Genomic DNA, 26,172 nt, shown 5'->3' with positions numbered 1-26,172 from the left:
GGGGCGGACATGGTGCAGCGGGAGGCCGTTCTTCGGCTGGACGACCAATGGGCGCGGGTACGGGCGGGGGCCGCGCCGACGGATCCGGCGGCGCGGGAAGGGCTCCTCGACGAGCTGATCGGCGCCCTGCGCACGCTCACCGACGACCCCGAGGGCACCGCCCTGCTCGGACTGCGCCTCGCAGACCGGGCCGCCCTGCGGTTCGCCGCGGGGGACCGCGCGGGCGCCCTCGCCACCATCGAAGAGGGCCTGCGCAGCTCCGAACGGGCCGCCCGGCACACCCCGGAGTACGCCCGCTGGTACGCCCGGGGGCTGATCAACCACGGCGTGTGGCTGGCCTGGCCGCTGAGCGACGCGGACCGGCTGCCGAGGCACCCGCTGGGCCCCGCCGCCGGCGACGGCCCGAGCGCCGTGGACCGAGCCGCCGGTGAGCGCGCCCGCGATCTGACCCGTACCGCCGTGGAGGTGTGGGCGGGACTCGACCAGGCCGATGCCGTCAACCGGCGGGGCCTCGCCCAGGCCAAGGTGTTCCTCGGCGACCGCCTGGCCGAGCTGGGCGCGACGGAGGACGCGGTGGCCTGGGCCGTGGACGCGGAGGCCGACTTCCGCCGGCTGCTGCTGGCGGACCCGGCCGCGGAGGAGGCCGGGGCCGCCGAGGAGGCCCTCGACCACATCGACCGCCAGCTGGAACTGCGCCTGCGGCACCTGGCCTTCGACGAACTGGTCGGCCTGCGCACCAGGGGTCTGCTGCCCGAACGGCTGCTGCCCCGGGCCGTGGTGGCCGCCCGCATCCGGTCGGTGGCGGAGCCGGAGATCGCGGCCCGGCTGCACCTCGACGCCGAACAGGTGCGCACCATGCTGGAGGTCACCCCGTGGCTCGCGGTGTGGCGCTTCGACGTGCGCGGCGCTGACGGACTGTGGAACGCACTCCCCCATCCCTGGCACAGCGCCACAGAGGTGAGGAACAGGACGGCAGAGGACGTAGCGGGCGAATTACTCAGCCGGTTCACCCGCTCGCGGGAGTACCCGGGGGACGCAGCGCACTGGCGCGTCCTCCTGTGGTGGCACGAGGAGGGCGACCCCGCCGGGGCCCGGTTCCGGCTGCTCGCCGGACCCGACACCCCCTCCCCCACCCCCTCGTGAAACTTTGCACAAGGGGTCGCCTACGATATGGGGCGTGTTGAACCCCCTCGCATACATCGCCAGCCGCTGGACCCCGTCACCCCGGACCGTCCGGCGGGCCGCGCTCGCCGCGCTCCTCATGAGCGTGGCCATCGTCGTCACCGGCGGCGCGGTGCGGCTGACCGGATCCGGTCTCGGCTGCGACACCTGGCCCAAGTGCACCGACGACAGCCTGATCGTGACGCAGGAGCAGGGCTTCCACGGCGCCGTCGAATTCGGCAACCGGATGCTGACGTACGTGCTCTCCGCCGCCGTCGGCTGGGTGATCGTCGCGGCCCGGTCGGCCAAGCCCTGGCGCCACTCGCTGACCAGGCTCGGCTGGATCCAGTTCGCCATCGTGATGTGCAACGCCGTGCTCGGCGGCATCACCGTCATGACGGGCCTCAACCCGTACAGCGTGGCCGGGCACTTCCTGCTCGCCACCACGCTGATCGCCGTCACGACGATCACCTGGCACCGCGTCGGCGAGGGCGACACCGCCCCCCGCCCGCGGGTCCCCGGCCCGGTCCGCAAGCTGTCCTGGGCGCTGATCGCGGCCACCCTCGTGCTGATCGCCGCGGGCACGGTGGTCACCGGTTCCGGCCCGCACGCCGGCGACAGCAGCGAGATCAAGCGGATGCCGTTCGACTGGGAGGCCACCGCACACGTCCACGCGATCGCCGCCTGGGTCGTCTGCGCGCTGGCCGTCGCGATGTGGCTGGTGCTGCGCGTGGTCGACGCCCCCGGCGACACCCGGGCCCGCGCCCGTGACCTGCTGCTCGTCCTGCTCGCGCAGGGCGGCATCGGCTACGTGCAGTTCTTCACCGACGTGCCCGAGGTCCTCGTCGCGGTGCACATGCTGGGCTCCTGCGTGGTGTGGATCGCCGTGCTCCGGATCGCCCTGAGCCTGCGCGAGCGGCCGTCGGAGGAGGCGGGCGTCCCCGCGGTGGACGACGCCCGGCTGTCCTCCGTCTGAGCCGACGGGTCCGGCGCCCGCGGACCGGCCTCACGGCCGGTCCAGCCGGTAGACGCGGCGGGCGTTGCCCGCCGCGACCATCGCGGCCACCCGGTCCGCGTCCCGCCAGGACCAGGACCCCTCGGCGACCCAGCCGCCGAGCACACGGCCCAGTGCCTCCCGGAACACCAGGGCCCCCACCGCGTGCAGTTCGGGCAGCCGCCGCCCCCCGCTGGAGAACAGCAGCTTCCCGAAGGGCGCGAGTTCCAGCAGGTCGGCCAGGACCGCCGAGGCGCGCGCCGGAGTCCGTCCGAGGTGCGCGCCCGCGTCGGCGTAGACGTGCGGGAAGGCCTGTGCGAGCCGCGCGGCGTGCCGGTGGTGCGGAGGTCCGCCGAGCAGTACCAGCCGCGCGCCCGGCCGCGCGGTGGCCCGTACGAATCCGGTCAGCGCCGAGGGGTCCTCCGTACCCGTGTGCAGCTGGAGCGGCACCCCGGACGCCACCGCGCTCCAGAGCAGGTGCCGCAGCAGTACGGGATCCCGCAGGGCTCCGCCGCGCGGCCGCCCCTCCAGCCACCGTCCGGCCGCCCCGCGCACTTCGCCGGGGCCGGGCGGGTCGGGATCGAGGAGCGGGCCGTCCGCGCGGTCCGGGGCCGGGGCGCAGGAGAAGGCCGCGGCCCCGGCGGCGGCGTGGTGCACGGCCTCGGCGAGGTTGGCGAGGAAGGCTGCCACGGTCCCGGACGTGTCGGCGACCTGCTCGGCCAGTGACTCCAGCCGGACCGTTTCGAAGGCCTCGGCGCCCGCCGCGAGCGCCATGTCCTTGGGGCCGGTGAGGTCCCCGGCCGTCCCGGTGTCGACCAGGTAGGCGGCGACCCCGGACCCCCGCAGCAGGCGCCGCGCGGACTCGTCGGGGCCCAGCTCGCGGCGCCGGGCCAGATAGCGGGCGGGGGCCGCGTGCGGCTCCAGCCCCAGCAGCGGCGGACACCAGCGGCGCACGGCGAAGCCGGTCTGGGTGTCGAAGAAGGTGGTGCCCGCGGCGGGCGGGCCGGCCGAGTCGACCAGCTCGGCCTCGAAGGTGCCCAGGCCCAGCTCCGTACGGAGGACTCCGTGGCAGTGCTGGTCCACCAGCGGCGGGGTTTCGATCATCCGGGCATCCCGTTGCGGACGTGGGGAAGGCGCTTCCACACGTCCTAACGGGTGAGCGGGGTGTGAGGTGTTGCTCGGGCTGTTGACCGAGGTCCCACACCGGCTCCGGACGCCGGTCCGGGGAGGTCAGGCGGCCGGGTTCGCGGATCCGCCGAGCTGGATGCCGGCCATCCGCGACCACTCGTACGGACCGGTCCGTACGCGCGCGGCGAACTCCCCGTCGAACTCGTCGTGCAGGGTCAGCCCGGCCTTCTCCGCGGCGAGCCGGGCCACCGCGAAGGTCGGGGCCACCAGGTCGCCCCAGCCGCCGTCCGTGCCCACGAGCACGATGCGGGTGCCGGCCTGGCCGATGTGGGCGAGCTGGCCCTCGGCGCCGCCGTGCTGCTCGGCGAAGGCGCCGATCTGCCGGGCCAGCTTCGCGGCGGTACGGTCCTGCTTCTTGTCCGCGGCGCCTGCGGCGGCCGCGCTGTCTGCGGTGTCTCCCATGAGGGTCATGCTACCGGCGAGTAATCAGCGGAGGAAGGGATCCACGGCCACCGCCACGAACAGCAGCGACACATAGGTGATCGACCAGTGGAACAGGCGCATCTCCTTGAGCTTCGCGCCCGTCACGCCCGCCTTGGCCCGCGCGTGCAGCGCGTGGGCCTCCCACAGCCACCAGCCGCCCGACGCCAGCGCGACCGCGGTGTAGAACCAGCCCGTGTAGCCCAGCGGGGTCAGCAGCAGCGATACCGCCACCATCACCCAGCTGTAGAGGACGATCTGGCGCGACACGGCCTTGTTGCCCGCGACGACCGGGAGCATCGGAACACCGGCGCGCGCGTAGTCGTCCTTCACCTTCATCGACAGCGGCCAGTAGTGCGGCGGCGTCCAGAAGAAGATGACGAGGAAGAGGATGACCGCGGCCCAGGAGACCGAGTTCGTGACGGACGACCAGCCGATCAGCACCGGCATGCAGCCGGCGATGCCGCCCCAGACGATGTTCTGCGCGGTGCGCCGCTTCAGCAGCATCGTGTAGATCACGACGTAGAAGAGGAGCGCCCCGAGTGACAGCGCCGCCGACAGCCAGTTGACGAGCAGGCCGAAGAAGAGGGTGGAGACCACCGCGAGCGTGAGGCCGAAGGCCAGGCACTCCCGCGGGCTGACCATGCCGGTCACCAGCGGGCGCTGCGAGGTCCGGTCCATCAGCGCGTCGATGTCGCGGTCGATGTACATGTTCAGCGCGTTGGCGCCGCCGGCCGACAAGTAGCCGCCGAAGCAGGTCACGAGGACCAGCCACATCGACGGCACGCCCTGCTCGGCGAGGAACATCACCGGCACTGTGGTGATCAGCAGAAGTTCGATGATCCGCGGCTTGGTCAATGCCACGAAAGCCATGACGCGGGTCCCGAGCGGCCGCTGACCGGGGCTCGTCCCGAGCACCCCCGCTGGACGGGATTCGACGGCCGTCACGCACACCCCTGAGAGAGAATCCAGCAAGCCCCGACGCGGGCCGTTCACAACATGAAGGCCCGGTTGAGGCTTGCGCGTACCACGCCACTGTAGACGTTGCGCTTACGTCGCCCCGCGCCGGGGTCGCTTCGTGTTGGGCCGATCGGACCGTGCATATATACGGGGCACGAGCCGCGCCCGGCCGCCGTGACCGGGTGAACGCGGGCCGGCGGCGCGGTGACGGACCGCCTGCACTCGAATAGCTGCACGCCGTTGCGGGGGTAGGCTCGGAATCGCCGGTGCACCGTTCGTCACCGGGACACGAACATGTGGAGAGGAGCCCTGACCCACGGTGAGCACCAAGCCGACCACCACAGAGCTCGAGTGGACCGAACTGGACCAGCGGGCCGTCGACACCGCCCGCATCCTGGCCGCTGACGCGGTCCAGAAGGTCGGAAACGGCCACCCCGGTACGGCGATGAGCCTGGCCCCCGCCGCCTACACCCTCTTCCAGAAGGTGATGCGGCACGACCCGGCGGACCCCGAGTGGGTGGGCCGCGACCGTTTCGTGCTCTCCGCGGGGCACTCGTCCCTGACCCTCTACACCCAGCTGTACCTGGGCGGGTTCGGGCTGGAACTGGACGACCTGAAGGCGTTCCGGACCTGGGGCTCGAAGACCCCCGGCCACCCGGAGTACGGCCACACGACCGGCGTCGAGACCACCACCGGCCCCCTCGGCCAGGGTGTCGCCAACGCGGTGGGCATGGCCATGGCGGCCCGCTACGAGCGCGGTCTCTTCGACCCGCAGGCCGCCCCCGGGACCTCGCCGTTCGACCACATGATCTACGCGGTCGCCGGCGACGGCTGCCTCCAGGAGGGCATCTCGCACGAGGCGTCCGCCCTGGCCGGCCACCAGAAGCTCGGCAACCTCGTCCTCCTGTGGGACGACAACCACATCTCCATCGAAGGTGACACGGAGACGGCCGTCTCCGAGGACACCATGAAGCGCTACGAGGCGTACGGCTGGCACGTCCAGCGCGTCGAGCAGCAGGAGAACGGCGACCTCGACCCGAAGGCGCTCTACGCCGCCCTTCAGGCCGCCAAGGCCGTCACGGACCGCCCGTCCTTCATCGCCGCCCGCTCCATCATCGCCTGGCCGGCCCCGCACGCCCAGAACACCGAGGCCGCCCACGGCTCGGCGCTCGGCGACGACGAGGTCGCGGCCACCAAGCGCGTGCTCGGCTTCGACCCGGAGCAGACCTTCGAGGTCTCCGACGAGGTCATCGCCCACACCCGCAAGGCGCTGGACCGCGGCCGCGAGGCCAAGGCCGCCTGGGAGAAGGACTTCTCCGCCTGGCGCACCGCCAACCCGGAGCGCGCCGCCGAGTTCGACCGCATCAACGCCAACGAGCTGCCCGCGGGCTGGGAGGACGAGCTCCCCCGCCTTCGAGACCGGCAAGGGCGTCGCCACGCGCGCCGCGTCCGGCAAGGTCCTGCAGGCGCTCGGCGCGGTCATCCCGGAGCTGTGGGGCGGCTCGGCCGACCTCGCCGGCTCCAACAACACCACCATCGACAAGGAATCCTCGTTCCTGCCGGTGGGCAACCCGCTGCCGGAGGCCGACCCGTACGGCCGCACCATCCACTTCGGCATCCGCGAGCACGCCATGGCCGCGGCCATGAACGGCATCGCGCTGCACGGCCACACCCGCATCTACGGCGGCACCTTCCTGGTGTTCTCCGACTACATGCGCAACGCCGTCCGCCTGTCCGCGCTGATGCACCTGCCGGTGACGTACGTGTGGACGCACGACTCCATCGGCCTCGGCGAGGACGGCCCGACCCACCAGCCGGTCGAGCACCTCGCCTCGCTGCGCGCCATCCCGGGCCTGAACGTCGTCCGCCCGGCCGACGCCAACGAGACCGCCATCGCCTGGCGCGAGATCCTGCGCCGCCACACCAAGGTGTTCGGCAAGGGTGCCCCGCACGGCCTCGCGCTGACCCGCCAGGGCGTGCCGACCTACGACCGCAACGAGGACGCCGCCAAGGGCGGGTACGTCCTGTTCGAGGCCGAGGGCGGCCCGGCGCAGGTCGTCCTCATCGGCACCGGCTCCGAGGTGCACGTGGCCGTCGAGGCCCGCGAGCAGCTCCAGGCGCAGGGCGTCCCGACCCGGGTCGTCTCGATGCCGTCGGTCGAGTGGTTCGAGGAGCAGGGCCAGGAGTACAAGGACAGCGTCCTGCCCCCGTCGGTCAAGGCGCGCGTCGCGGTCGAGGCGGGCATCGGCCTGACCTGGCACCGCTACGTCGGCGACGCCGGCCGGATCGTCTCGCTGGAGCACTTCGGCGCCTCGGCCGACGCGAAGGTGCTCTTCCGCGAGTTCGGCTTCACCCCCGAGAACGTGGTGGCCGCCGCCAACGAATCCCTCGCCGCCGCCGCGCGCTGACGCCGGTCCGGAACCAAGTAGGAGATGTAATCCCATGACAGACGCACTCAAGCGCCTCTCCGACGAAGGCGTCGCGATCTGGCTGGACGACCTGTCCCGCAAGCGCATCACGTCCGGCAACCTGGCCGAGCTCATCGACCAGTCTCACGTGGTCGGTGTCACCACCAACCCGGCGATCTTCCAGAAGGCCATCAGCAGCGGCGAGGGCTACGAGCAGCAGCTCACCGACCTCGCGACCCGCAGGGTCACCGTGGAAGAGGCCCTGCGCATGATCACGACGGCGGACGTCAGGGACGCCGCCGACATCCTGCGCCCGGTCTTCGACCGCACCGACGGCCAGGACGGCCGCGTGTCCATCGAGGTCGATCCCCGTCTGGCGCACAGCACCCCGGCGACCATCGCCGAGGCCAAGCAGCTCGCCTGGCTGGTGGACCGCCCGAACACGCTCATCAAGATCCCGGCGACCAAGGCCGGCCTGCCGGCGATCACCGAGGTCATCGGCAGGGGCATCAGCGTCAACGTGACGCTGATCTTCTCGCTGGAGCGCTACCGCGAGGTCATGGACGCGTACCTGGCGGGTCTGGAGAAGGCCAAGGCCGCCGGCCTGGACCTCTCCCTGATCCACTCGGTCGCCTCCTTCTTCGTGTCCCGCGTGGACACCGAGATCGACAAGCGCCTGGACGCCGTCGGCACCGACGAGGCGAAGGCCCTCAAGGGCAAGGCGGCGCTCGCCAACGCCCGTCTGGCCTACGAGGCCTACGAGGAGGTCTTCTCCTCGGACCGCTGGACCGCCCTGGAGCGCGCCGGAGCCAACAAGCAGCGCGCGCTGTGGGCCTCGACGGGCGTCAAGGACCCGGCGTACAAGGACACCCTGTACGTGGACGACCTGGTCGCCCCGAACACGGTGAACACCATGCCGGAGGCCACCTTGGAGGCCGCCGCGGACCACGGGCAGATCACCGGTGACACGGTGCGCGGCACCTACGAGCAGGCCCGCGCCGAGCTCGATGCGGTCGCGAAGCTGGGCATCTCGTACGACGATGTCGTTCAGCTGCTGGAAGACGAGGGCGTCGAGAAGTTCGAGGCGTCCTGGAACGACCTGCTGAAGTCGACCGAGGCGGAGCTCCAGCGCCTCGCCCCCACGGAGGCCTGAACACCTTGTCTGTAAACGGAGCGAACCCGCTTCGTGACGCACAGGACCGGCGGCTCCCGCGCATCGCGGGGCCGTCCGGCCTGGTCATTTTCGGCGTTACGGGTGACCTGTCGCGCAAGAAGCTGATGCCTGCCGTCTACGACCTGGCCAATCGCGGCCTGCTCCCGCCGGGCTTCTCCCTCATCGGGTTCGCCCGCAGGGAGTGGGAGCACGAGGACTTCGCCCAGGAGGTGTACGAGGCGGTCAAGGAGCACTCGCGCACCCCCTTCCGTGAGGAGGTCTGGCAGCAGCTGGTCCAGGGCTGCCGCTTCGTCCAGGGCGACTTCGACGACGACGCCGCCTTCGAGACGCTGAAGGCGACGATCGACGAGCTCGACAAGGCGCAGGGCACGGGGGGCAACTTCGCCTTCTACCTGTCCGTCCCGCCGAAGTTCTTCCCCAAGGTGGTCCAGCAGCTGAAGGACCACGGTCTGGCGCAGAAGGAGGGCTCCTGGCGGCGTGCCGTCATCGAGAAGCCCTTCGGCCACGACCTGAAGAGCGCCGAGGAGCTCAACAAGGTCGTCCACGAGGTCTTCCCGCGCGACGAGGTCTTCCGGATCGACCACTACCTCGGCAAGGAGACCGTCCAGAACATCCTGGCGCTCCGTTTCGCCAACACGATGTTCGAGCCGATCTGGAACCGGTCGTACGTCGACCACGTGCAGATCACCATGGCCGAGGACATCGGCATCGGCGGCCGGGCGGGCTACTACGACGGCATCGGCGCGGCCCGCGACGTCATCCAGAACCACCTGCTGCAGCTGCTCGCGCTGACCGCGATGGAGGAGCCCGGCTCCTTCCACCCCAAGGCGCTGGTGGCGGAGAAGCTCAAGGTGCTCACGGCGGTGCAGCTGCCGGAGGACCTGGGCAAGCACACCGTGCGCGGCCAGTACGCGGCGGCCTGGCAGGGCGGCGAGAAGGTCGTCGGGTACCTCGAAGAGGACGGCATCGACCCCAAGTCGAAGACCGACACCTACGCGGCCGTCCGCCTGGAGATCAACAACCGCCGCTGGGCGGGCGTCCCCTTCTACCTGCGGACGGGCAAGCGCCTCGGCCGCCGGGTGACGGAGATCGCCGTGGTCTTCAAGCGGGCCCCGTACCTGCCCTTCGAGTCGGGCGCGACCGAGGAGCTGGGGCAGAACGCCCTGGTCATCCGGGTCCAGCCGGACGAGGGCGTGACGGTGCGCTTCGGTTCCAAGGTCCCGGGCACCTCCATGGAGGTCCGGGACGTCACGATGGACTTCGCCTACGGCGAGTCCTTCACGGAGTCGAGCCCCGAGGCGTACGAGCGGCTCATCCTCGACGTGCTCCTCGGCGACGCGAACCTCTTCCCCCGTCACCAGGAAGTGGAGCTGTCCTGGAACATCCTCGACCCGATCGAGGAGTACTGGGACAAGCACGGCAAGCCCGCGCAGTACCCGGCGGGCACCTGGGGGCCGGTCGAGGCGGACGAGATGCTCGCACGAGACGGACGGAGCTGGCGCCGGCCATGAAGATCGACCTCACGGAGACCAACTCCAGCAGGATCAATGCCGCGATGGTGCAGGCACGCCGGGACATCGGCACGCCGGCCGTCGGCATGGTCCTCACGCTGGTGATCGTGACCGACGAGGAGAACGCGTACGACGCGCTCAAGTCGGCGAACGACGCGTCCCACGAACACCCCTCGCGGATCGTCGTCGTCATCAAGCGGGCCAGCCGCTCGCCGCGCAGCCGCCGCGACGCCCGGCTCGACGCGGAAGTCCGCGTCGGGGCGGACGCCGGCAGCGGTGAGACGGTCGTGCTGCGCCTTCACGGCGAACTGGTCGACCACGCCCAGTCGGTGGTTCTCCCGCTGCTCCTTCCGGATGCGCCTGTCGTCGTCTGGTGGCCGGACGGTGCTCCCACGAACCTGGCGGGCGACCCGCTGGGTGCGCTCGGTCAGCGCCGCATCACGGACACGTACTCCTGCGAGGACCCGGTCGGGACGCTCGGCGCCCGGGCGGGCGCGTACGCCCCCGGGGACACGGACCTCTCGTGGACCCGGATCACCCCGTGGCGCTCCATGCTGGCCGCGGCGCTGGACCAGCAGTCCCTGTCGGTCGTCTCGGCGACCGTCGAGGGCGAGGGCGACAACCCGAGCTGCGAACTGCTGGCCATGTGGCTGGCGGACCGGCTCCAGGTCCCCGTCCGCCGCACGCTGTCGTCGGGGCCGGGTCTGACGGCCGTACGCCTGGCGACGAAGGACGGCGACATCGTCCTGAACCGGGCGGACGGCGGGCTGGCCACGCTGTGCATGCCGGGGCAGCCCGACCGGAACGTGGCGCTCAAGCGCCGCGACACGGCCGAGCTCCTGGCGGAGGAGCTGCGCCGGCTGGACCCGGACAACACGTACGCGGCCTCGCTGAAGTACGGAGTGTCCCAGCTGGCGGCCGCGACGCCGGTGCCGGAGGCCGAGGCTCCTGCCGAGTCGGCTCCGGCCGGGAAGCCGGCGGCCGGGCCGACCGCCAAGGCGACGAAGAAGGCCCCGGCCAAGTAGCCCGTCCCGCTGCGCGGAGCTCTCCCCGCCACGTTTCCCGGGGCTCCGCCCCGGTTCGTGGCGGGGAGAGCTCCGCGCAGTGGCACCAAACCACCCCAGGACCACCACAAAGGCGGCAGCACATGGGTATGACGACTCCTCAGGTCGTCGTCCACCGGGACAAGGAACTGATGGCCCGGGCCACCGCGGCCCGGCTCATCACGAAGATCGTGGACGCCCAGGCGGCCCGCGGCACCGCGTCCGTGGTCCTCACCGGCGGACGCAACGGCAACGGCCTCCTCGCCGCGCTGGCCACCGCCCCGGCCCGCGACGCGGTCGACTGGCAGCGGCTCGACCTGTGGTGGGGCGACGAGCGGTACGTGCCCGCCGACGATCCCGAGCGCAACCACACCCAGGCCCGCGAGGCCCTCCTGGACTCCGTCCCGGTCGACCCGGCGCGCGTGCACGCCATGCCGGCCTCGGACGGCCCGTACGGCGCCGACGTGGACGCGGCGGCCGCCGCGTACGCGGCCGAACTGGCGCGGGCGGCCGGTCCGGAGGACCACGGCCCGGTGCCCACCTTCGACGTGCTGATGCTGGGCGTCGGCCCGGACACGCACGTGGCCTCGCTGTTCCCCGAGCACCCGGCGGCCCGGGAGACCGAGCGCACGGTGGTCGGCGTGCACGGCGCGCCCAAGCCCCCGCCCACCCGGATCTCGCTGACCCTCCCGGCCATCCGGGCGGCCCGCGAGGTCTGGCTGCTGGCGGCCGGCGAGGACAAGGCCGGAGCGGTCTCCATCGCCCTCGGCGGGGCGGGCGCGGTGCAGGCGCCGGCCGCGGAGGCGTACGGGCGCTCGCGCACCCTGTGGCTCCTGGACCGCGCGGCGGCGGCCAAGCTGCCGTCCGGGATGTACCCTCCGGCCTCCTCCTGACCGGGGACCGACGCGAAGGGCCCGCCCTCCTCCGGGAGGGCGGGCCCTTCGCGCGTGTGCGTCAGCCGCGTCCGCGCAGCTTCCGGTAGGTGGCCACCAGCGACTGCGTCGAGGCGTCCAGACCCGGCACCTCCGCGCCCTCGGTGAGGGCGGGCTCGACGCGCTTGGCGAGCACCTTGCCGAGTTCGACGCCCCACTGGTCGAAGGAGTCGATGTTCCACACGGCGCCCTGGACGAACACCTTGTGCTCGTAGAGTGCGATCAGCTGGCCCAGCACGCCGGGGGTGAGCTCCACGGCCAGGATCGTGGTCGTCGGGTGGTTGCCGTGGAAGGTCTTGTGCGGGACCAGCGACTCCGGCGCCCCTTCCGCGCGGACCTCGTCGGCCGTCTTGCCGAAGGCCAGTGCCTGGGTCTGCGCGAAGAAGTTGGCCATCAGCAGGTCGTGCTGGGCCGCCGGCGCGGCCTCCAGCTCGGCCACCGGGTTGGCGAAGCCGATGAAGTCGGCGGGGATCACCTTCGTCCCCTGGTGGATGAGCTGGTAGTAGGCGTGCTGGCCGTTGGTGCCGGGCGTGCCCCAGACCACCGGGCCGGTCTGCCAGTCCACCGGGTTGCCGTCGCGGTCCACGGACTTGCCGTTGGACTCCATGTCCAGCTGCTGCAGGTAGGCGGTGAAGCGCGAGAGGTAGTGGCTGTACGGGAGCACCGCGTGCGACTGCGCGTCGAAGAAGGCCCCGTACCAGATCCCCAACAGGCCCATCAGGAGCGGGGCGTTCTCCTCCGGCGGCGCCGTGCGGAAGTGCTGGTCCATCAGGTGGAAGCCGGCGAGCAGGTCGCGGAAGGCGCCCGGGCCGATGGCGATCATCAGGGAGAGCCCGATGGCCGAGTCGAAGGAGTAGCGCCCGCCGACCCAGTCCCAGAACTCGAACATGTTGGCCGGGTCGATGCCGAACTCGGTGACCTTCTCCGCGTTGGTCGACAGCGCGACGAAGTGCCGTGCCACGGCGGCCTGGTCACCACCCAGCCCGGCGAGCAGCCAGCCGCGCGCCGACGTGGCGTTGGTGATGGTCTCGATGGTGGTGAAGGTCTTGGAGGCGATGATGAACAGCGTCTCGGCCGGGTCCAGGTCGCGCACGGCCTCGTGCAGGTCCGCGCCGTCGACGTTGGACACGAAGCGCACGGTCAGGCCGCGGTCGGCGAAGGCGCGCAGGGCCTCGTAGGCCATGGCGGGCCCCAGGTCGGAACCGCCGATGCCGATGTTGACGACGTTCTTGATGCGCTTGCCGGTGAAGCCCGTCCACTTCCCCGACCTGATCTGCTCGGAGAATGCCGCCATCTTGTCGAGGACCGCGTGCACGCCCGGGACGACGTCCTCGCCGTCCACCTCGACGACCGTGTCGGCCGGTGCGCGCAGCGCGGTGTGCAGGACCGCCCGGTCCTCGGTCGTGTTGATCTTCGCGCCGCGGAACATGGCCTCGCGCAGCTCGGCCACGCCCGTCGCCGCCGCCAGTTCGCGCAGCAGCTCCAGCGTCTCGTCGGTGACGAGGTGCTTGGAGTAGTCGATGTGCAGGTCGCCGACCTGCAGGGTGTAACCGGCGCCGCGGCCGGGGTTCTCCTCGAACAGCTGCCGCAGGTGCGTGTTCCCGAACTCCTCCCGGTGCTTGCCGAGTGCCAGCCACTGCGGCGTCCGGTTGAGCTTCGCCCTGCTCTCTGCGTTCATCTCGGACATCAACCCGTTTCTTCCGTCCTGTCGTGCCCCGCCGTTCACCAACTTAAGGGATCACAAGCGGCGCAACGCACACAAAGAGGCCCGGCCCCGCAGGAGAGATTCCTGCGGGGCCGGGCCTCACGTCATATTCGCCGGGCGGGGTCAGATCTCGCCCCGGAGCTTGGCGAGCGCCTCGGCGAGGATCGCTTCGCCGTCGGCGTCGGAGCGCCGTTCGCGTACGTACGCCAGGTGCGTCTTGTACGGTTCGGTGCGCGGCGGCGCGGGCGGGTTGTCCCGGTCCTGGCCGGCCGGGAACCCGCAGCGCGGGCAGTCCCAGGTGTCCGGCACCTGCGCGTCGCTGGCGAAGCTCGGCTGCGTCTCGTGCCCGTTCGAGCACCAGAAGGAGATGCGCAGGCGGGGCGCGGACTCGCCGCGCTCTGCCTCACCCATCGGCCCCGCTCCGACCCGGCTACCACGGATCGCGTTGCCACTTGCCACGGTCGTAACTCCCTGCGTGATGGTGCCGCGGAGTATGAGTGGAATTCCCGCCGCGGAGCGCCCAAGTCTACGTAAGGCCCAACGCACGTCCAGTGAGCGGAGTTACTGATTCCACGTCGTGAACGCCTGCCCCATCATAGGTCGGGCGATGCCGACCGGACTGCCGGAATGGCGAGAACGGTCAGCTGCTCGACTTCATCACGAGGCCGAGCGCGACGATGCACGCGAACCAGAGCAGACCCACCACGACGGTGATGCGGTCCAGGTTCCGCTCCGCGACGGAGGAGCCGCCCACCGACGACTGCATGCCGCCGCCGAACATGTCGGAGAGGCCGCCGCCCTTGCCCTTGTGCATCAGCACGAGCAGCATCAGCAGGGCGCTGAAGACGATCAGGGCGATCGAGAACCCCATAATCACGGCTGATTCCTACTTTCTGGCTTTTTCAGGCTTTCCGGCTTTGCGGGATGTGCGCGGGGGCCAGCGGCTGGTGGTTCAGCCTCTGGCCCCCGCAAGGGTACGACGGATCGGCCCTACCGCATACTCACTGGTCGCGGAAGCGGACGATCTTGACGAACTCGTCCGCGTCCAGCGCCGCGCCGCCGATCAGGGCGCCGTCGACGTCGGGCTGCGCCATGATCGCCGCGATGTTCCCGGACTTCACGGAGCCGCCGTACTGGATGCGGACCGTGTCGGCCAGCTCCTGCGAGTACAGCTCCGCGAGGCGGCCGCGGATCGCCCCGCAGACCTCCTGGGCGTCCTCGGGGGTGGCGACCTCGCCGGTCCCGATGGCCCAGACGGGCTCGTAGGCGATCACGATGGACTCGACCTGCTCGGCCGGGACGTCCTTCAGGCCGCCGTCGAGCTGGGCGAGCGTGTACGGGACCTGCTCGCCGGCCTTGCGGACGTCCAGGCCCTCGCCCACGCACAGGATCGGGGTGATCCCGTGCTTGAAGGCGGCCTTGACCTTGGCGTTGCAGATCTCGTCGGTCTCGCCGTGGTACTGGCGGCGCTCGCTGTGGCCGACGGCCACGTACGTGCAGCGCAGCTTCGACAGCATCGGGCCGGAGATCTCGCCGGTGTAGGCACCGGAGTCGTGCGCGGAGATGTCCTGGGCGCCGTACTTGATCTTGAGCTTGTCGCCGTCGACCAGGGTCTGGACGGAGCGCAGGTCGACGAAGGGCGGCAGGACCGCGACCTCGACGGCGTCGTAGTCCTTGTCGGCGAGCGCGAAGGCGAGCTTCTGGACGTGGGCGATGGCCTCCAGGTGGTTGAGGTTCATCTTCCAGTTGCCCGCCATGAGCGGGGTGCGGGTGGTCATGCGGGTTCAGCCCTCCAGGGCGGCGAGGCCGGGGAGCGTCTTGCCCTCGAGGTATTCGAGGGAGGCGCCACCGCCGGTGGAAATGTGGCCGAAAGCGTTCTCGTCGAAGCCGAGCGTGCGGACCGCGGCGGCGCTGTCGCCGCCGCCGACCACGGTGAAGGCGTCGCTGTCGACGAGGGCCTGCGCGATCGCGCGGGTGCCTCCGGCGTAGTCGGGGTGCTCGAAGACGCCCAGCGGACCGTTCCAGAAGACGGTCGCCGCGTCGGCGATCTTCGAGGCGTACAGCTCACGGGTCTTCGGACCGATGTCCAGACCCTCCTTGTCGGCGGGGATCTTGTCCGCGTCGACGGTGGTGTACTCGGCCGGGGTCTTGCCCTTGAGGTCGGGGAAGTCCGTCGAGGCCAGGATGTCGACCGGCAGGACGAGCTCGACGCCGGTGGACTCGGCCCGGGCCATGTACTCCTTGACCTTGTCGACCTGGTCCTTCTGGAGCAGGGAGATGCCGACCTCGTAGCCCTTGGCGTAGAGGAAGGTGTAGGCCATGCCGCCGCCGATCAGGAGGCGGTCGGCCTTGCCGAGCAGCTCGTCGATGACGGCGAGCTTGTCGGAGACCTTGGCGCCGCCGAGGACCACGACGTAGGGGCGCTTGACCTCGTCGGTCAGCTTCTTCAGGACGCCGACCTCGGTGGCGATGAGCTGGCCGGCCGCGTGCGGCAGGCGCGCGGGCAGGTCGAAGACCGAGGCGTGCTTGCGGTGGACGGCACCGAAGCCGTCGCCGACGTAGACGTCGGCGAGCTCCGCCAGCTGGTCGGCGAAGGCGCCGCGCTCGGCGTCGTCCTTCGAGGTCTCGCCGGCGTTGAAACGCAGGTTCTCGATGACGGCGACCTTGCCGTCGGTGAGGGCGGCGACGGTCTCCTTGGCGGAGGACCCCACGGTGTCGGTGGCGAACGCCACGTCCGTGCCGAGCAGTTCACCGAGGCGCGCGGCGGCCGGCGCGAGCGAGAAGGCCGGGTCCGGGGCGCCCTTGGGGCGGCCCAGGTGCGAGGCCACGATGACGCGGGCGCCGGCCTCGGCGAGCTTCGCGATCGTGGGCCGGACGGCGCGGATGCGGCCGTCGTCGGTGATGGTGCCCTCGGCGAGCGGGACGTTGAGGTCCGCGCGGACGAAGACCCGCTTGCCCTTGACGCCTTCGGCGAGCAGTTCGTCGATCGTCTTCATGTGTTTCTGACTCCTTTGGGCGCCCGTGTCGGGGGCGAAGAACGACTGGCAAGCTACAGGGTCCGGACTGCGCATCGTCGCGCGGCCCGGACCCTGTGCTTCACATCGTGGTGTCAGCCCTGGAAACTCAGAGCCGGCCGCCGACGAAGACCGTCAGGTCCACGAGGCGGTTGGAGTAGCCCCACTCGTTGTCGTACCAGCCGACGACCTTGACCTGCTTGCCCTGGACCATGGTCAGGGAGGAGTCGAAGGTGCAGGACGCCGGCCAGTTCACGATGTCGGAGGAGACGATCGCGTCCTCGGTGTAGTCGAGGATGCCCTTCAGCTGGCCCTCGGAGGCCTTCTGGAAGGCGGCGTTGATCTCGTCCTTGGTGACCTCGCGGTCGAGTTCCAGCACGAGGTCCGTGACCGAGCCGGTCGGGACCGGGACGCGCATCGCGATGCCGTCGAGCTTGCCCTTGAGCTGCGGCAGGACCAGCGCGGTGGCTTTGGCGGCACCCGTGGAGGTCGGGATGATGTTCTCGGCGGCGGCGCGGGCGCGGCGCAGGTCCGAGTGCGGGAAGTCCAGGATGCGCTGGTCGTTCGTGTACGCGTGGACCGTCGTCATCATGCCCTTGACGATGCCGAAGTTCTCGTCGAGGACCTTGGCCATCGGCGCCACGCAGTTGGTGGTGCAGGACGCGTTGGAGATGACGTGGTGCTGGGCGGCGTCGTACTTGTCCTGGTTGACGCCCATCACGATGGTGATGTCCTCGTCCTTGGCCGGAGCCGAGATGAGGACCTTCTTCGCGCCGGCCGCGATGTGCTTGGCGGCGTCGGCCTTCTTCGTGAAGATGCCGGTCGACTCGATGACGATGTCGGCGCCCAGTTCGCCCCAGGGGAGGTTCGCGGGGTCGCGCTCGGCGAAGGTCTTGAAGGTGTTGCCGCCGACGGTGATCGTGTCGTCGGTGTGGGACACCTCGGCCTTGAGGCGGCCCAGGATGGTGTCGTACTTGAGAAGGTGCACCAGGGTGGCGTTGTCAGTCAGGTCGTTGACACCGACGATCTCGATGTCCGCTCCCTGCTCCAGGAGGGCCCGGAAGTAGTTGCGGCCGATGCGGCCAAAACCGTTGATGCCTACGCGGATCGTCACGAACCGATCTCCTCGTTGGTGCGCCGGTGAGAGCGCCGGCGAGATGTAAATGGGATGTCCCCGACCGCTTACGACCCTACCTCTCCGTGAGCTTTTGGGTGACATCGGTCGAGGCCTGACACTCCCCGCACTTCGCGGGGTACCCCCGCCGGGGCCCGCCCCGGACGCTCCGGTGCGGGCCCCGGGGACCGCGGTCCCGGTCACTCCGGGTGAGGGTCGGGGATGGCGCTGTTCAGCGGTGGAGCGAGCGGAGCGCCTTACCGACGAGTAGGGCGCGATCCGCCGCCGCGGGCAGGTGTTCCAGGCCGAAGCCCAGAAGGACGGTGTCACGCGTGGTCACCGAGGCGTAGGACCGGAAGAGCTTCTCCCGTCCGGGACCAGTCGCCCGGGACGTCGGGACTTCCGGCGGGGGCGCCCTGGGCGGCCCAGGCGCCGAGGGCGGTCTCGAACCCCTCGGCCGCCTGCTCCCCGGCGGCGGTCGACAGGCGCGCCTCGTCCGCGAAGACGCCGCGTCCGCCGGTGCTCGGGTCGGTGATGGAGGAGAGGGAGAAGCTCGACGGACCGGCCCGCGTAGGCGCTCAGGTCGAAGGAGACCTGCTTCCAGCCGCCGGAGGATCCGGTGAAGGTGTTCCACTGGCCGCTGGTGCCGGACGGGGTGCAGCCGCCGCTCTCCAGGGTGAGGTAGTGGCGCAGGAACGGGTGGCCGTTGACGAAGAATCCGGCCGCGCACTCCTCCGGGACGGCCGGGCTGCTCAGGCCGCCCGCCTCCGGCAGCATGGTCCAGTCCTCGCCGCCGGCGCTGCGGGCCTCCAGCGCGGCGTGGTCGTAGCCCTCCTCCAGGTTCCAGTTGAGGGCGAGCTTGAGCTGCGGCCGGTCGGCCGCGGTGACTCCGGTGAGGTCGAGGGTGCGGACGAGCCGCTTCCAGTCGCTGTCGTTGTGCAGGGCCGAGGCCATCCCGGTGCCGGCGTAGGGGGCGTACGGGTTGGTGATCCCGGTGTACCGGCCCGCCTGCGCGCTGGTGAACTGCGGGAACTGCGCGGGCGCCAGGGTCTCGGAGGTCACCGTGTAGGAGCCCGGGGCATTCAGCGGGTTGTCCGCCGCGTCGCCGAGGCCGCCGCTCGCTCCCTGCAGGGCGCCGGCGCCGGTGAAGCCGGTGGCGCCGGGGGTGCTGCTGCGGCCGTAGGCGCCGAGCCAGTACTGGCTGAAGTCGTTGGTCACGGCGCGGCCGACCTGGGCGTTGCCACCGGCCGGTTCACCGGCCTCGATCAGCTTCCCGCCCTCGTTCAGGAAGTCGCGGACGGCCAACTGCATGTCCCCGCCGGGCGTCTTGGCCCCGGTGTAGTGGACGGCCGTGCCGAAGTGGGAGAGGACCCCGAGGTCGTGCGGGACGCCCTGGACGGCGACGTCCCAGACCGCTGCGGACCTGCCGTTGGCGCGCAGCGCGTCGACGTACTTCTGGGCGTGCTGGGCGGCGGCCCCCTCCTCGGCGACCACCAGGACGTCCGCGCGCGGCCGCTCGGCCACCGTGTAGGTGAAGTGCTCGCTGGAGACCTGCGTGCCGGAGCGGTCGCGGCCGGTGAACCAGACCTCGACCTTGTCGCCCGGCCGGGTGCCCTCGACCTCGGCGCGGTACTCGTCGAACCAGTTGTTGTCCTCGCCGCCGTAGACGTCGCCGCCCTTCCAGGCCCTGAGGTCCTCGTCGTGCGTGCGGCCGCCGTTGATGCGGTAGTTGAGCTCCTTGTCCTTCAGTGCCTTGCGGGCGGTGACGGCGACCTCCTGGTCCTGGCCGCGGGCCGCGTAGGAGGTGGTGAAGGGGTCGAGGGTGAAGTCGGCAGCGCTCAGGCCGACGGGCGACGAGGGGCGGTCGGGGTGGGCGGCGCTCTCGGCGACCGCGAGGGCGAAGGGGACGTTCTTGGCGAACTCCGCCTGGATGAGCTTCTCGTCGTCCGGGAAGTTGAAGCCGGAGGCGCAGTCCTCGGGCTTCCACCGGTCGTCGGGGTCGGCCGCCGAGGCGGTCTGGCAGGTGGTCATCTCCGGCGTGAACATCATGATGCCGTTGACGTTGGAGGCGTGGCCGTCGGCCTCGCCGTTGGTGGTGTAGAGCTCGGAGGACACCTGCGGGTAGTAGCCGGGGACGGCCGGGTTCTCGGGGGTGCCCGCGAGGGCCTTGTAGGCCACGTCGTCGGGGGTGGGGGTGGCCACCTGCCAGCCCACGCCGTAGAGCAGCAGCTCGGCGGCGGAGTGGTAGTTGATGGCGTAGTCGAAGCCGACGCGCTTCTCGAAGGCGTCGAGGGCGGCGGTCTCGGGCTCGGAGGTGGCCCTGGGGCCGCGGTAGGTCTCGCTCGTCTGGTTCGGCGAGGAGCCCTCGTTGTCGTAGCCCCACTTGTAGGCGAAGTTGCGGTTGAGGTCGACGCCGTCGCCGGCGGTGACCTTGCCGTCGCCGTTGTTGTCGCGCAGGTTCTTGCGCCACAGCCGCTGGCTTTCGTCGGCGTGGGTGTAGTCGTAGCCGTCGGGGTTGGCGCTGAGCAGGAACCACAGTTCGCCGGAGTCCACCAGCTTCGTGATCCGCTGGTCCTTGCCGTAGTTGTCGAGCGTGTGGTGCATCAGCCGCCGGGTCATCTCGGGGGTGATCCACTCGCGGGCGTGCTGGTTGGACATGTAGAGCACGGAGGGCTTGGCGCCGTCCTTGGTCTTCCTGGCGTTCTTGCTGACCTTGAGGGCGAGGATGTCCTTGCCCTGGACGGTCCTGCCGATGGAGACGACCTTGGTGAGCGCCGGGTTCTCCTGCGCGGTCCGCAGGATCTCCTCCTGGAGGCCGCCCTTGCCGCTGTACGGGCGGAACACGCCGTCGCCGGCCGCCTCGGCCCGGGCCAGGCCCCGGGCCGGGATCCGGCGCTCGGCGAGCTTGACGCCCTGGGCCGCGAGTTCGGCGGCCTGGGCTCCGGTGAGGAAGAGCTCGACCCGGGCGGTTCCGCTCTCCGGGGCGCGCTCGGTGAGTTCGTGGGCGTCCTGGCCGGCCGCGAGGACGATCGGCACCTGCTCCCGGGTGATGTCGGCGTCGTAGACCCGCACCTCCTCGGCGCCGGACGCGGGGCCGGGCGCGGCGGGGCCGGGCCGGGCCTGGGCGGTCGCGGGCAAGGCGGCGAGTGTGGTTCCGAGAACGAGTGCGCTTGCGGCGAGGACGACTCTCGCGCGGTGACTCATGTGCCCCCCTGGGCGTCGGCTGCCACGAAAGGTTCGGACGCCAGACTCAAGACCGGCCCATGCTCATGTCAATGGGGCATGCGGGAAAGGGGCCCGCACGAGTGATCGCGCGAGCCCCTTCTGCCGTAGGCGGTGCCTGGGCGGCGACCGGTCATCCGGCCATGTTGTCGGCCATTTCCTCGCTGAGGTCGAGGTTCGACTCGGTGCCCGGGATGCCGAGGTCCTGGGCCCGCTTGTCGGCCATGGCCAGCAGGCGGCGGATCCGGCCGGCGACGGCGTCCTTGGTCAGCGGCGGGTCGGCGAGCGCGCCCAGCTCCTCCAGGGAGGCCTGCTTGTGCTCCATGCGCAGCCGGCCCGCCGCGGCGAGGTGTTCGGGGACCTCCTCGCCGAGGATCTCCAGCGCGCGCTGCACGCGGGCTCCGGCGGCCACGGCGGCCCGGGCCGAGCGGCGCAGGTTGGCGTCGTCGAAGTTGGCGAGGCGGTTGGCGGTGGCGCGCACCTCGCGCCGCATCCGCCGCTCCTCCCAGGCGAGCACCGACTCGTGCGCGCCGAGCCGGGTCAGCAGGGCGCCGATCGCGTCGCCGTCGCGGACGACGACCCGGTCCACGCCGCGGACCTCGCGCGCCTTGGCGGCGATGGAGAGCCTGCGGGCGGCGCCCACCAGGGCCAGGGCGGCCTCCGGGCCGGGGCAGGTGACCTCCAGGGAGGAGGACCGGCCCGGCTCGGTGAGCGAGCCGTGGGCCAGGAAGGCGCCGCGCCAGGCCGCCTCGGCGTCGCAGGTGGCCCCGGAGACCACCTGCGGGGGAAGACCGCGGATGGGGCGTCCGCGGCCGTCCACGAGGCCCGTCTGGCGCGCCAGCTGGTCGCCGCCGGCCACGACGCGGACCACGTAGCGGCTGCCGCGGCGCAGTCCGCCGGGGGCCATCACCACCAGGTCCGAGGAGTGGCCGAAGATCTCCAGGATGTCCTTGCGCAGGCGGCGGGCGGCGATCCCGGTGTCGAGCTCCGCCTCGATGACGATCCGGCCGCTCACCAGGTGCAGCCCGCCCGCGAACCGAAGGATCGCCGAGACCTCCGCTTTTCTGCAGCAGGTCCGGGTGACGGGGAGCCGGGAGATCTCATCCTTCACCGCTGGCGTCATCGCCATGGGCCGATCCTTCCATGCATCCGAAAAATACGGTCGTACGCGGCGGCCAGCAGCTCCGGGTCGTGCTTCGGTGAGCCGTCCTGCCTGGCCACGGGGGCCAGCTCGACCGCGGCACCGAACCGTTTCGCGGCATCGGCGAGGGACTCGCGGTCGGGCACGGCGGCCTCGTCGGCCAGCACCACGTCCAGGGCGAGTTTAGGGGCGTGTCGGGCCAAAACCTCCAAATGACGCTGCGGAGAGAAGCCCTCTGTTTCACCGGGCTGCGGCGCGAGGTTCAGCGAGAGGACCCGCCGGGCCTTCGTCTCCATCAGCGCGTCCAGCAGTTCCGGCACCAGCAGGTGCGGGATCACGGACGAGAACCACGAGCCGGGACCCAGGACCACCCAGTCGGCGTCCAGGACCGCGGCGACGGCCTCCGGTACGGCGGGCGGGGCGCTGGGCACGACCTGTACGGAGAGCACCTCGCCCGGGGTCAGGGCCACGGTGGCCTGCCCGCGGACGGTGTCGACGTCCTCGGGGCGGGCCGGGTCGTGGCCCCTGACCAGCGCCTGGAGCTCCAGCGGCACCGCCGACATCGGCAGCACCCGGCCCTGGGCGCCGAGCAGCCGGCCCACCAGGTCGAGGGCCTGGACGGGGTCGCCGAGCTGCTCCCACAGGGCGACGATCAGCAGGTTGCCGACGGCGTGCCCGTGCAGGTCGCCCTCGGACTGGAAGCGGTGCTGGATGACGCGGGCCCAGGTCTGGCCCCAGTCGTCGTCGCCGCACAGCGCGGCCAGCGCCTTGCGCAGGTCGCCGGGCGGCAGCACGCCGAGCTCCTCGCGGAGCCGTCCGCTGGAGCCGCCGTCGTCGGCGACGGTGACCACGGCGGTGAGGTCACCGGTGATCCGGCGCAGGGCGGCGAGGGAGGCCGACAGGCCCTGGCCGCCGCCGAGGGCGACCACCTTGGGCGTGGCGCCCCTCCGGCGGCCGGGGCGGCCCGCGCCGTCCTCTCCCCGCCCTGGGGTGAGGCGGCGCAGCCGGCTCAGCCGCGGGGTCCGTGCGGTCACTCGCGCCCCATGTCCCGGTGGACGACGACGGTCTCGACTCCCTCGGAGGCGAGGCGGGCGGCGAGCTTCTCGGACATGGCCACGCTGCGGTGCTTGCCGCCCGTGCAGCCGACCGCGATGGTCACGTACCGCTTGCCCTCGCGGCGGTAGCCGGTGGCGATGAGCTGGAGCAGCTCGGTGTAGCGGTCGAGGAACTCCTTGGCGCCGGGCTGGCTGAAGACGTACCCCGACACCTCCTCGTTGAGCCCGGTGAAGGGGCGCAGGTCAGGGACCCAGTGCGGGTTGGGGATGAAGCGGCAGTCGACGACGAGGTCGGCGTCGACGGGGAGGCCGTACTTGTAGCCGAAGGACATGACGGTGGCCCGCAGCTCGGGCTCCTCGTCCCCGGCGAACTGGGCGTCCATCTTGGCGCGCAGCTCGTGCACGTTGAGGCTGGAGGTGTCGATCACCAGGTCGGCGTCGCCGCGCAGCTCGCGCAGCAGGTCGCGCTCGGCGGCGATGCCGTCGGTGATGCGCCCGTCGCCCTGGAGCGGGTGCGGGCGGCGGACCGACTCGAAGCGGCGGACCAGCGCGTCGTCGGAGGACTCCAGGAAGACGATGCGGCGGGTGACGCCCTTGTTGTCGAGGTCGGCGAGGGACTCGCGCAGGGCGTCGAAGAACTGCCGGCCGCGGACGTCGACGACGACCGCGATGCGGGCCACGTTGCCCTGGGAGCGGGCGCCCAGCTCCACCATGGTGGGGATCAGCGCGGGCGGCAGGTTGTCGACGACGAACCAGCCGAGGTCCTCCAGACACTTGGCCGCCGTGCTGCGGCCGGCCCCGGACATGCCGGAGATGATCACCAGCTCGGGGATGGCCGCCTCGGCGGTCTCGCCGGGCTCCATTGTCGTGCCCGTACTCACCTGTGCTCCGTCTCGGTCGTGCGCGGTCTCGTGCTCGGTCATTGCTCGGTCCCCCGTTCGGACGATGCTCCCGCTGGCGCGGGGTTCTCATCCTCAATGATCTCTCCTGTGGCCGTGTTGACGGCAGGGCCGGCGGGGACCGCCCCGGCGAGGGCCGCGGCCACGGTCTCGGCCGTCTTCCGTCCTATGCCCGGGACCTCGCAGATCTGGTCGATTGTCGCCTGTCTCAGCTTCTTCACCGAACCGAAGTGCTTCACCAGGGCCTGCTTGCGGCTCTCGCCGAGGCCGGGCACCTCGTCCAGCGGCCCCGACTTCAGGCGCTTGCCGCGCTTGCTGCGCTGGTACTGGATGGCGAAGCGGTGGGCTTCGTCACGTACCCGCTGGAGGAGGTAGAGGCCCTCGCTGGTGCGGGGCAGGACGACCGGGTCCTCCTCGCCGGGCACCCAGACCTCCTCCAGCCGCTTGGCCAGGCCGCAGACGGCGACGTCGTCGATGCCGAGCTCGTCCAGGGCCCGGCGGGCGGCGGCCACCTGGGGCTGCCCGCCGTCGACGACGACGAGCTGGGGCGGGTAGGCGAAGCGCTTGGGCCTGCCGTCGTCCTCGGGCGGCCCGTCCTCGCCGTCCTGGGGGTCCCACTCCCCCGTCCTGGTCTTCTCCAGCAGGTAGCGGCGGAAGCGCCGGGAGACCACCTCGTGCATGGACCGGACGTCGTCCTGCCCCTCGCCGTGCCAGACCTGCGTGTCTCCGACACGGCCTTTGATCTGGAAGCGGCGGTACTCGCTCTTGCGGGCCAGGCCGTCCTCGAAGACGACCATGGAGGCGACGACGTCGTCGCCCTGGAGGTGGGAGATGTCGAAGCACTCGATGCGCAGCGGTGCGCCGTCCAGCTCCAGCGCCTCGGCGATCTCCTCCAGGGCGCGGGAGCGGGTGGTGAGGTCGCTGGCCCGCTTCGTCTTGTGCAGGGCGAGGGACTGCTGGGCGTTGCGGTGGACGGTCTCCATGAGGGCCTTCTTGTCGCCGCGCTGCGGTATCCGCAGGCTGACCTGCGATCCGCGACGCTCGGCGAGCCACTGGCCCAGTGCGGGCGTGTCCTCGGGGAGCGCGGGGACCAGCACCTCCTTGGGGACCGATTCGCCCGTCTCCTCGCCGTAGAGCTGCTGGAGGGCGTGCTCGACGAGCCCGGCGGTGTCCACGGCCTCGACCTTGTCGGTGACCCAGCCGCGCTGGCCGCGGACGCGGCCGCCGCGGACGTGGAAGATCTGTACGGCGGCTTCGAGCTCGTCCTCGGCGACGGCGATCAGGTCGGCGTCGGTGGCGTCGGCGAGCACGACGGCGTTCTTCTCCATGGCGCGGCGGAGCGCGCCGATGTCGTCGCGCAGCCGGGCGGCCTTCTCGTACTCCATGTCCTCGGCCGCGATGTGCATCTCCTTCTCCAGCCGGGAGAGGTAGGCGCCGGTGCGGCCGGCCATGAAGTCGCAGAAGTCCTCGGCCAGTTCGCGGTGCTCCTCGGGGGTGACCCGGCCGACGCAGGGCGCGGAGCACTTGCCGATGTAGCCGAGCAGGCAGGGACGGCCGATCTGGGCGGAGCGCTTGAACACTCCGGCGGAGCAGGTGCGGACCGGGAACACCCGGAGCATCAGGTCGACGGTCTCGCGGATCGCCCAGGCGTGGGCGTACGGGCCGAAGTAGCGCACGCCCTTCTTCTTGGGGCCGCGCATGACCTGGACGCGGGGGTACTGCTCGTTGAGGGTGACGGCGAGGGAGGGGTAGCTCTTGTCGTCCCGGTACTTGACGTTGAAGCGGGGGTCGTACTCCTTGATCCAGGAGTACTCCAGCTGGAGCGCCTCGACCTCGGTGGAGACCACGGTCCACTCGACGGAGGCGGCGGTGGTCACCATGGTGGCGGTACGGGGGTGCAGGCCCGCGACGTCCTGGAAGTAGTTGGCCAGGCGCTGGCGCAGGCTCTTGGCCTTCCCGACGTAGATCACCCGGCGGTGCTCGTCGCGGAATCGGTAGACCCCCGGGGAGTCGGGGACCTGCCCCGGCTGGGGGCGGTAGCTGGAAGGGTCGGCCATGCCAACCACCCTACTGGCGCGCACGGACAACGACCCGTACCCCTGCGGCGCGGACTCCGCCCTCTCAGCCCCGCCGGCGTTCGAGGCGCGGGGTCCGGGGCGGAGCCCCGGGAAACGGCGAAGGGCGGGGCGGGGAGAGCCGCCCGCAGGGCCCGGCCCCGAGGTGGGGGGACG

At 71.5% G+C, this 26,172-nt stretch carries 19 protein-coding genes and 2 pseudogenes; 7 read left to right on the top strand and 14 right to left on the bottom strand.

The features are described from left to right. Positions 1–9 precede the first annotated feature (9 nt). Together AC2RP6_RS29150 and AC2RP6_RS29145 are read left to right on the top strand one after the other, a co-directional pair. Complete coding sequence (locus AC2RP6_RS29150; protein WP_486448871.1) at positions 10–1,143, top strand: hypothetical protein; 1,134 nt, start codon at positions 10–12, stop codon at positions 1,141–1,143. A gap of 34 nt (positions 1,144–1,177) precedes the next feature. Continuing rightward, the gene (locus tag AC2RP6_RS29145; RefSeq protein WP_486448870.1) at positions 1,178–2,137 is read left to right on the top strand and encodes a COX15/CtaA family protein; all 960 of its coding nucleotides are present in this window, start codon (positions 1,178–1,180) and stop codon (positions 2,135–2,137) included. Positions 2,138–2,167: 30 nt separating this feature from the next. Here AC2RP6_RS29145 and AC2RP6_RS29140 read toward each other — a convergent pair whose 3' ends face one another. From AC2RP6_RS29140 to AC2RP6_RS29130, 3 genes are all read right to left on the bottom strand, one after another. Beyond that, a complete protein-coding gene (locus AC2RP6_RS29140; RefSeq protein WP_486448869.1) occupies positions 2,168–3,259 on the bottom strand; it encodes an amidohydrolase family protein in 1,092 nt (363 codons plus the stop codon). Positions 3,260–3,385: 126 nt separating this feature from the next. Beyond that, on the bottom strand, positions 3,386–3,745 hold the full coding sequence (locus AC2RP6_RS29135) for a hypothetical protein (protein WP_486448868.1): 360 nt from the start codon (positions 3,743–3,745) through the stop codon (positions 3,386–3,388). A gap of 24 nt (positions 3,746–3,769) precedes the next feature. Then, complete coding sequence (locus AC2RP6_RS29130; protein WP_486448867.1) at positions 3,770–4,711, bottom strand: heme o synthase; 942 nt, start codon at positions 4,709–4,711, stop codon at positions 3,770–3,772. A 331-nt stretch (positions 4,712–5,042) separates the two neighbouring features. On the opposite strand from AC2RP6_RS29130, the pseudogene tkt reads away from it, so the two are divergent. The 5 genes and pseudogenes from tkt to pgl all read left to right on the top strand — a co-directional run bounded on the left by tkt (position 5,043) and on the right by pgl (position 11,752). Beyond that, positions 5,043–7,131: pseudogene (gene tkt, locus AC2RP6_RS29125) on the top strand (transketolase). Positions 7,132–7,165: 34 nt separating this feature from the next. Beyond that, on the top strand, positions 7,166–8,284 hold the full coding sequence (tal, locus tag AC2RP6_RS29120) for a transaldolase (protein ID WP_486448866.1): 1,119 nt from the start codon (positions 7,166–7,168) through the stop codon (positions 8,282–8,284). A gap of 5 nt (positions 8,285–8,289) precedes the next feature. Further along, positions 8,290–9,816 (top strand): glucose-6-phosphate dehydrogenase, encoded by a 1,527-nt coding sequence (gene zwf / locus AC2RP6_RS29115; protein WP_486448865.1) that lies wholly within the window; start codon positions 8,290–8,292, stop codon positions 9,814–9,816. Beyond that, positions 9,813–10,841, top strand: coding sequence for a glucose-6-phosphate dehydrogenase assembly protein OpcA (opcA, locus tag AC2RP6_RS29110; protein ID WP_486448864.1), 1,029 nt, complete (start codon positions 9,813–9,815; stop codon positions 10,839–10,841). Before zwf ends, opcA begins: the two co-directional genes overlap by 4 nt. A gap of 128 nt (positions 10,842–10,969) precedes the next feature. Further along, positions 10,970–11,752, top strand: a complete 783-nt coding sequence (gene pgl, locus AC2RP6_RS29105) for a 6-phosphogluconolactonase (protein WP_486448863.1) — start codon at positions 10,970–10,972, stop codon at positions 11,750–11,752. Positions 11,753–11,813: 61 nt separating this feature from the next. Here the strand turns inward: pgl and pgi are convergent, their stop codons facing one another. The 11 genes and pseudogenes from pgi to uvrC all read right to left on the bottom strand — a co-directional run bounded on the left by pgi (position 11,814) and on the right by uvrC (position 25,998). Beyond that, positions 11,814–13,469 carry a glucose-6-phosphate isomerase gene (gene pgi / locus AC2RP6_RS29100; RefSeq protein WP_486450488.1) on the bottom strand — a complete coding sequence of 552 codons (1,656 nt, stop codon included), beginning with the start codon at positions 13,467–13,469 and terminating at the stop codon, positions 11,814–11,816. A 150-nt stretch (positions 13,470–13,619) separates the two neighbouring features. Continuing rightward, a complete protein-coding gene (locus tag AC2RP6_RS29095) occupies positions 13,620–13,955 on the bottom strand; it encodes an RNA polymerase-binding protein RbpA (protein ID WP_010352468.1) in 336 nt (111 codons plus the stop codon). 181 nt (positions 13,956–14,136) lie between these two features. Continuing rightward, complete coding sequence (gene secG / locus AC2RP6_RS29090; protein WP_030659973.1) at positions 14,137–14,367, bottom strand: preprotein translocase subunit SecG; 231 nt, start codon at positions 14,365–14,367, stop codon at positions 14,137–14,139. Between the two features lie 130 nt (positions 14,368–14,497). Next, positions 14,498–15,274, bottom strand: a complete 777-nt coding sequence (gene tpiA / locus AC2RP6_RS29085; protein ID WP_486448862.1) for a triose-phosphate isomerase — start codon at positions 15,272–15,274, stop codon at positions 14,498–14,500. 6 nt (positions 15,275–15,280) lie between these two features. Next, a complete protein-coding gene (locus AC2RP6_RS29080) occupies positions 15,281–16,492 on the bottom strand; it encodes a phosphoglycerate kinase (RefSeq protein ID WP_486448861.1) in 1,212 nt (403 codons plus the stop codon). A 127-nt stretch (positions 16,493–16,619) separates the two neighbouring features. Then, on the bottom strand, positions 16,620–17,624 hold the full coding sequence (gene gap / locus AC2RP6_RS29075) for a type I glyceraldehyde-3-phosphate dehydrogenase (RefSeq protein ID WP_486448860.1): 1,005 nt from the start codon (positions 17,622–17,624) through the stop codon (positions 16,620–16,622). A gap of 232 nt (positions 17,625–17,856) precedes the next feature. After that, positions 17,857–20,828: pseudogene (locus tag AC2RP6_RS29070) on the bottom strand (M14 family metallopeptidase). Positions 20,829–20,979: 151 nt separating this feature from the next. Beyond that, positions 20,980–21,975, bottom strand: coding sequence for a DNA-binding protein WhiA (gene whiA, locus AC2RP6_RS29065; RefSeq protein WP_030009075.1), 996 nt, complete (start codon positions 21,973–21,975; stop codon positions 20,980–20,982). Further along, entirely contained in the window at positions 21,966–23,021 is a 1,056-nt protein-coding gene (locus tag AC2RP6_RS29060) for a gluconeogenesis factor YvcK family protein (protein WP_486448859.1), read from the bottom strand. The genes whiA and AC2RP6_RS29060 overlap by 10 nt, the downstream gene beginning before the upstream one ends. Further along, positions 23,018–23,965, bottom strand: coding sequence for an RNase adapter RapZ (rapZ, locus tag AC2RP6_RS29055; RefSeq protein WP_486448858.1), 948 nt, complete (start codon positions 23,963–23,965; stop codon positions 23,018–23,020). Before rapZ ends, AC2RP6_RS29060 begins: the two co-directional genes overlap by 4 nt. Next, positions 23,962–25,998 carry an excinuclease ABC subunit UvrC gene (uvrC, locus tag AC2RP6_RS29050; protein WP_486448857.1) on the bottom strand — a complete coding sequence of 679 codons (2,037 nt, stop codon included), beginning with the start codon at positions 25,996–25,998 and terminating at the stop codon, positions 23,962–23,964. Before uvrC ends, rapZ begins: the two co-directional genes overlap by 4 nt. Positions 25,999–26,172: the final 174 nt, after the last annotated feature.

Source organism: Streptomyces sp. WAC03905, from assembly GCF_057371075.1.
Note: the sequence above shows the minus strand (reverse complement) of the source record. Positions and strands in the feature narration are given on the sequence as shown.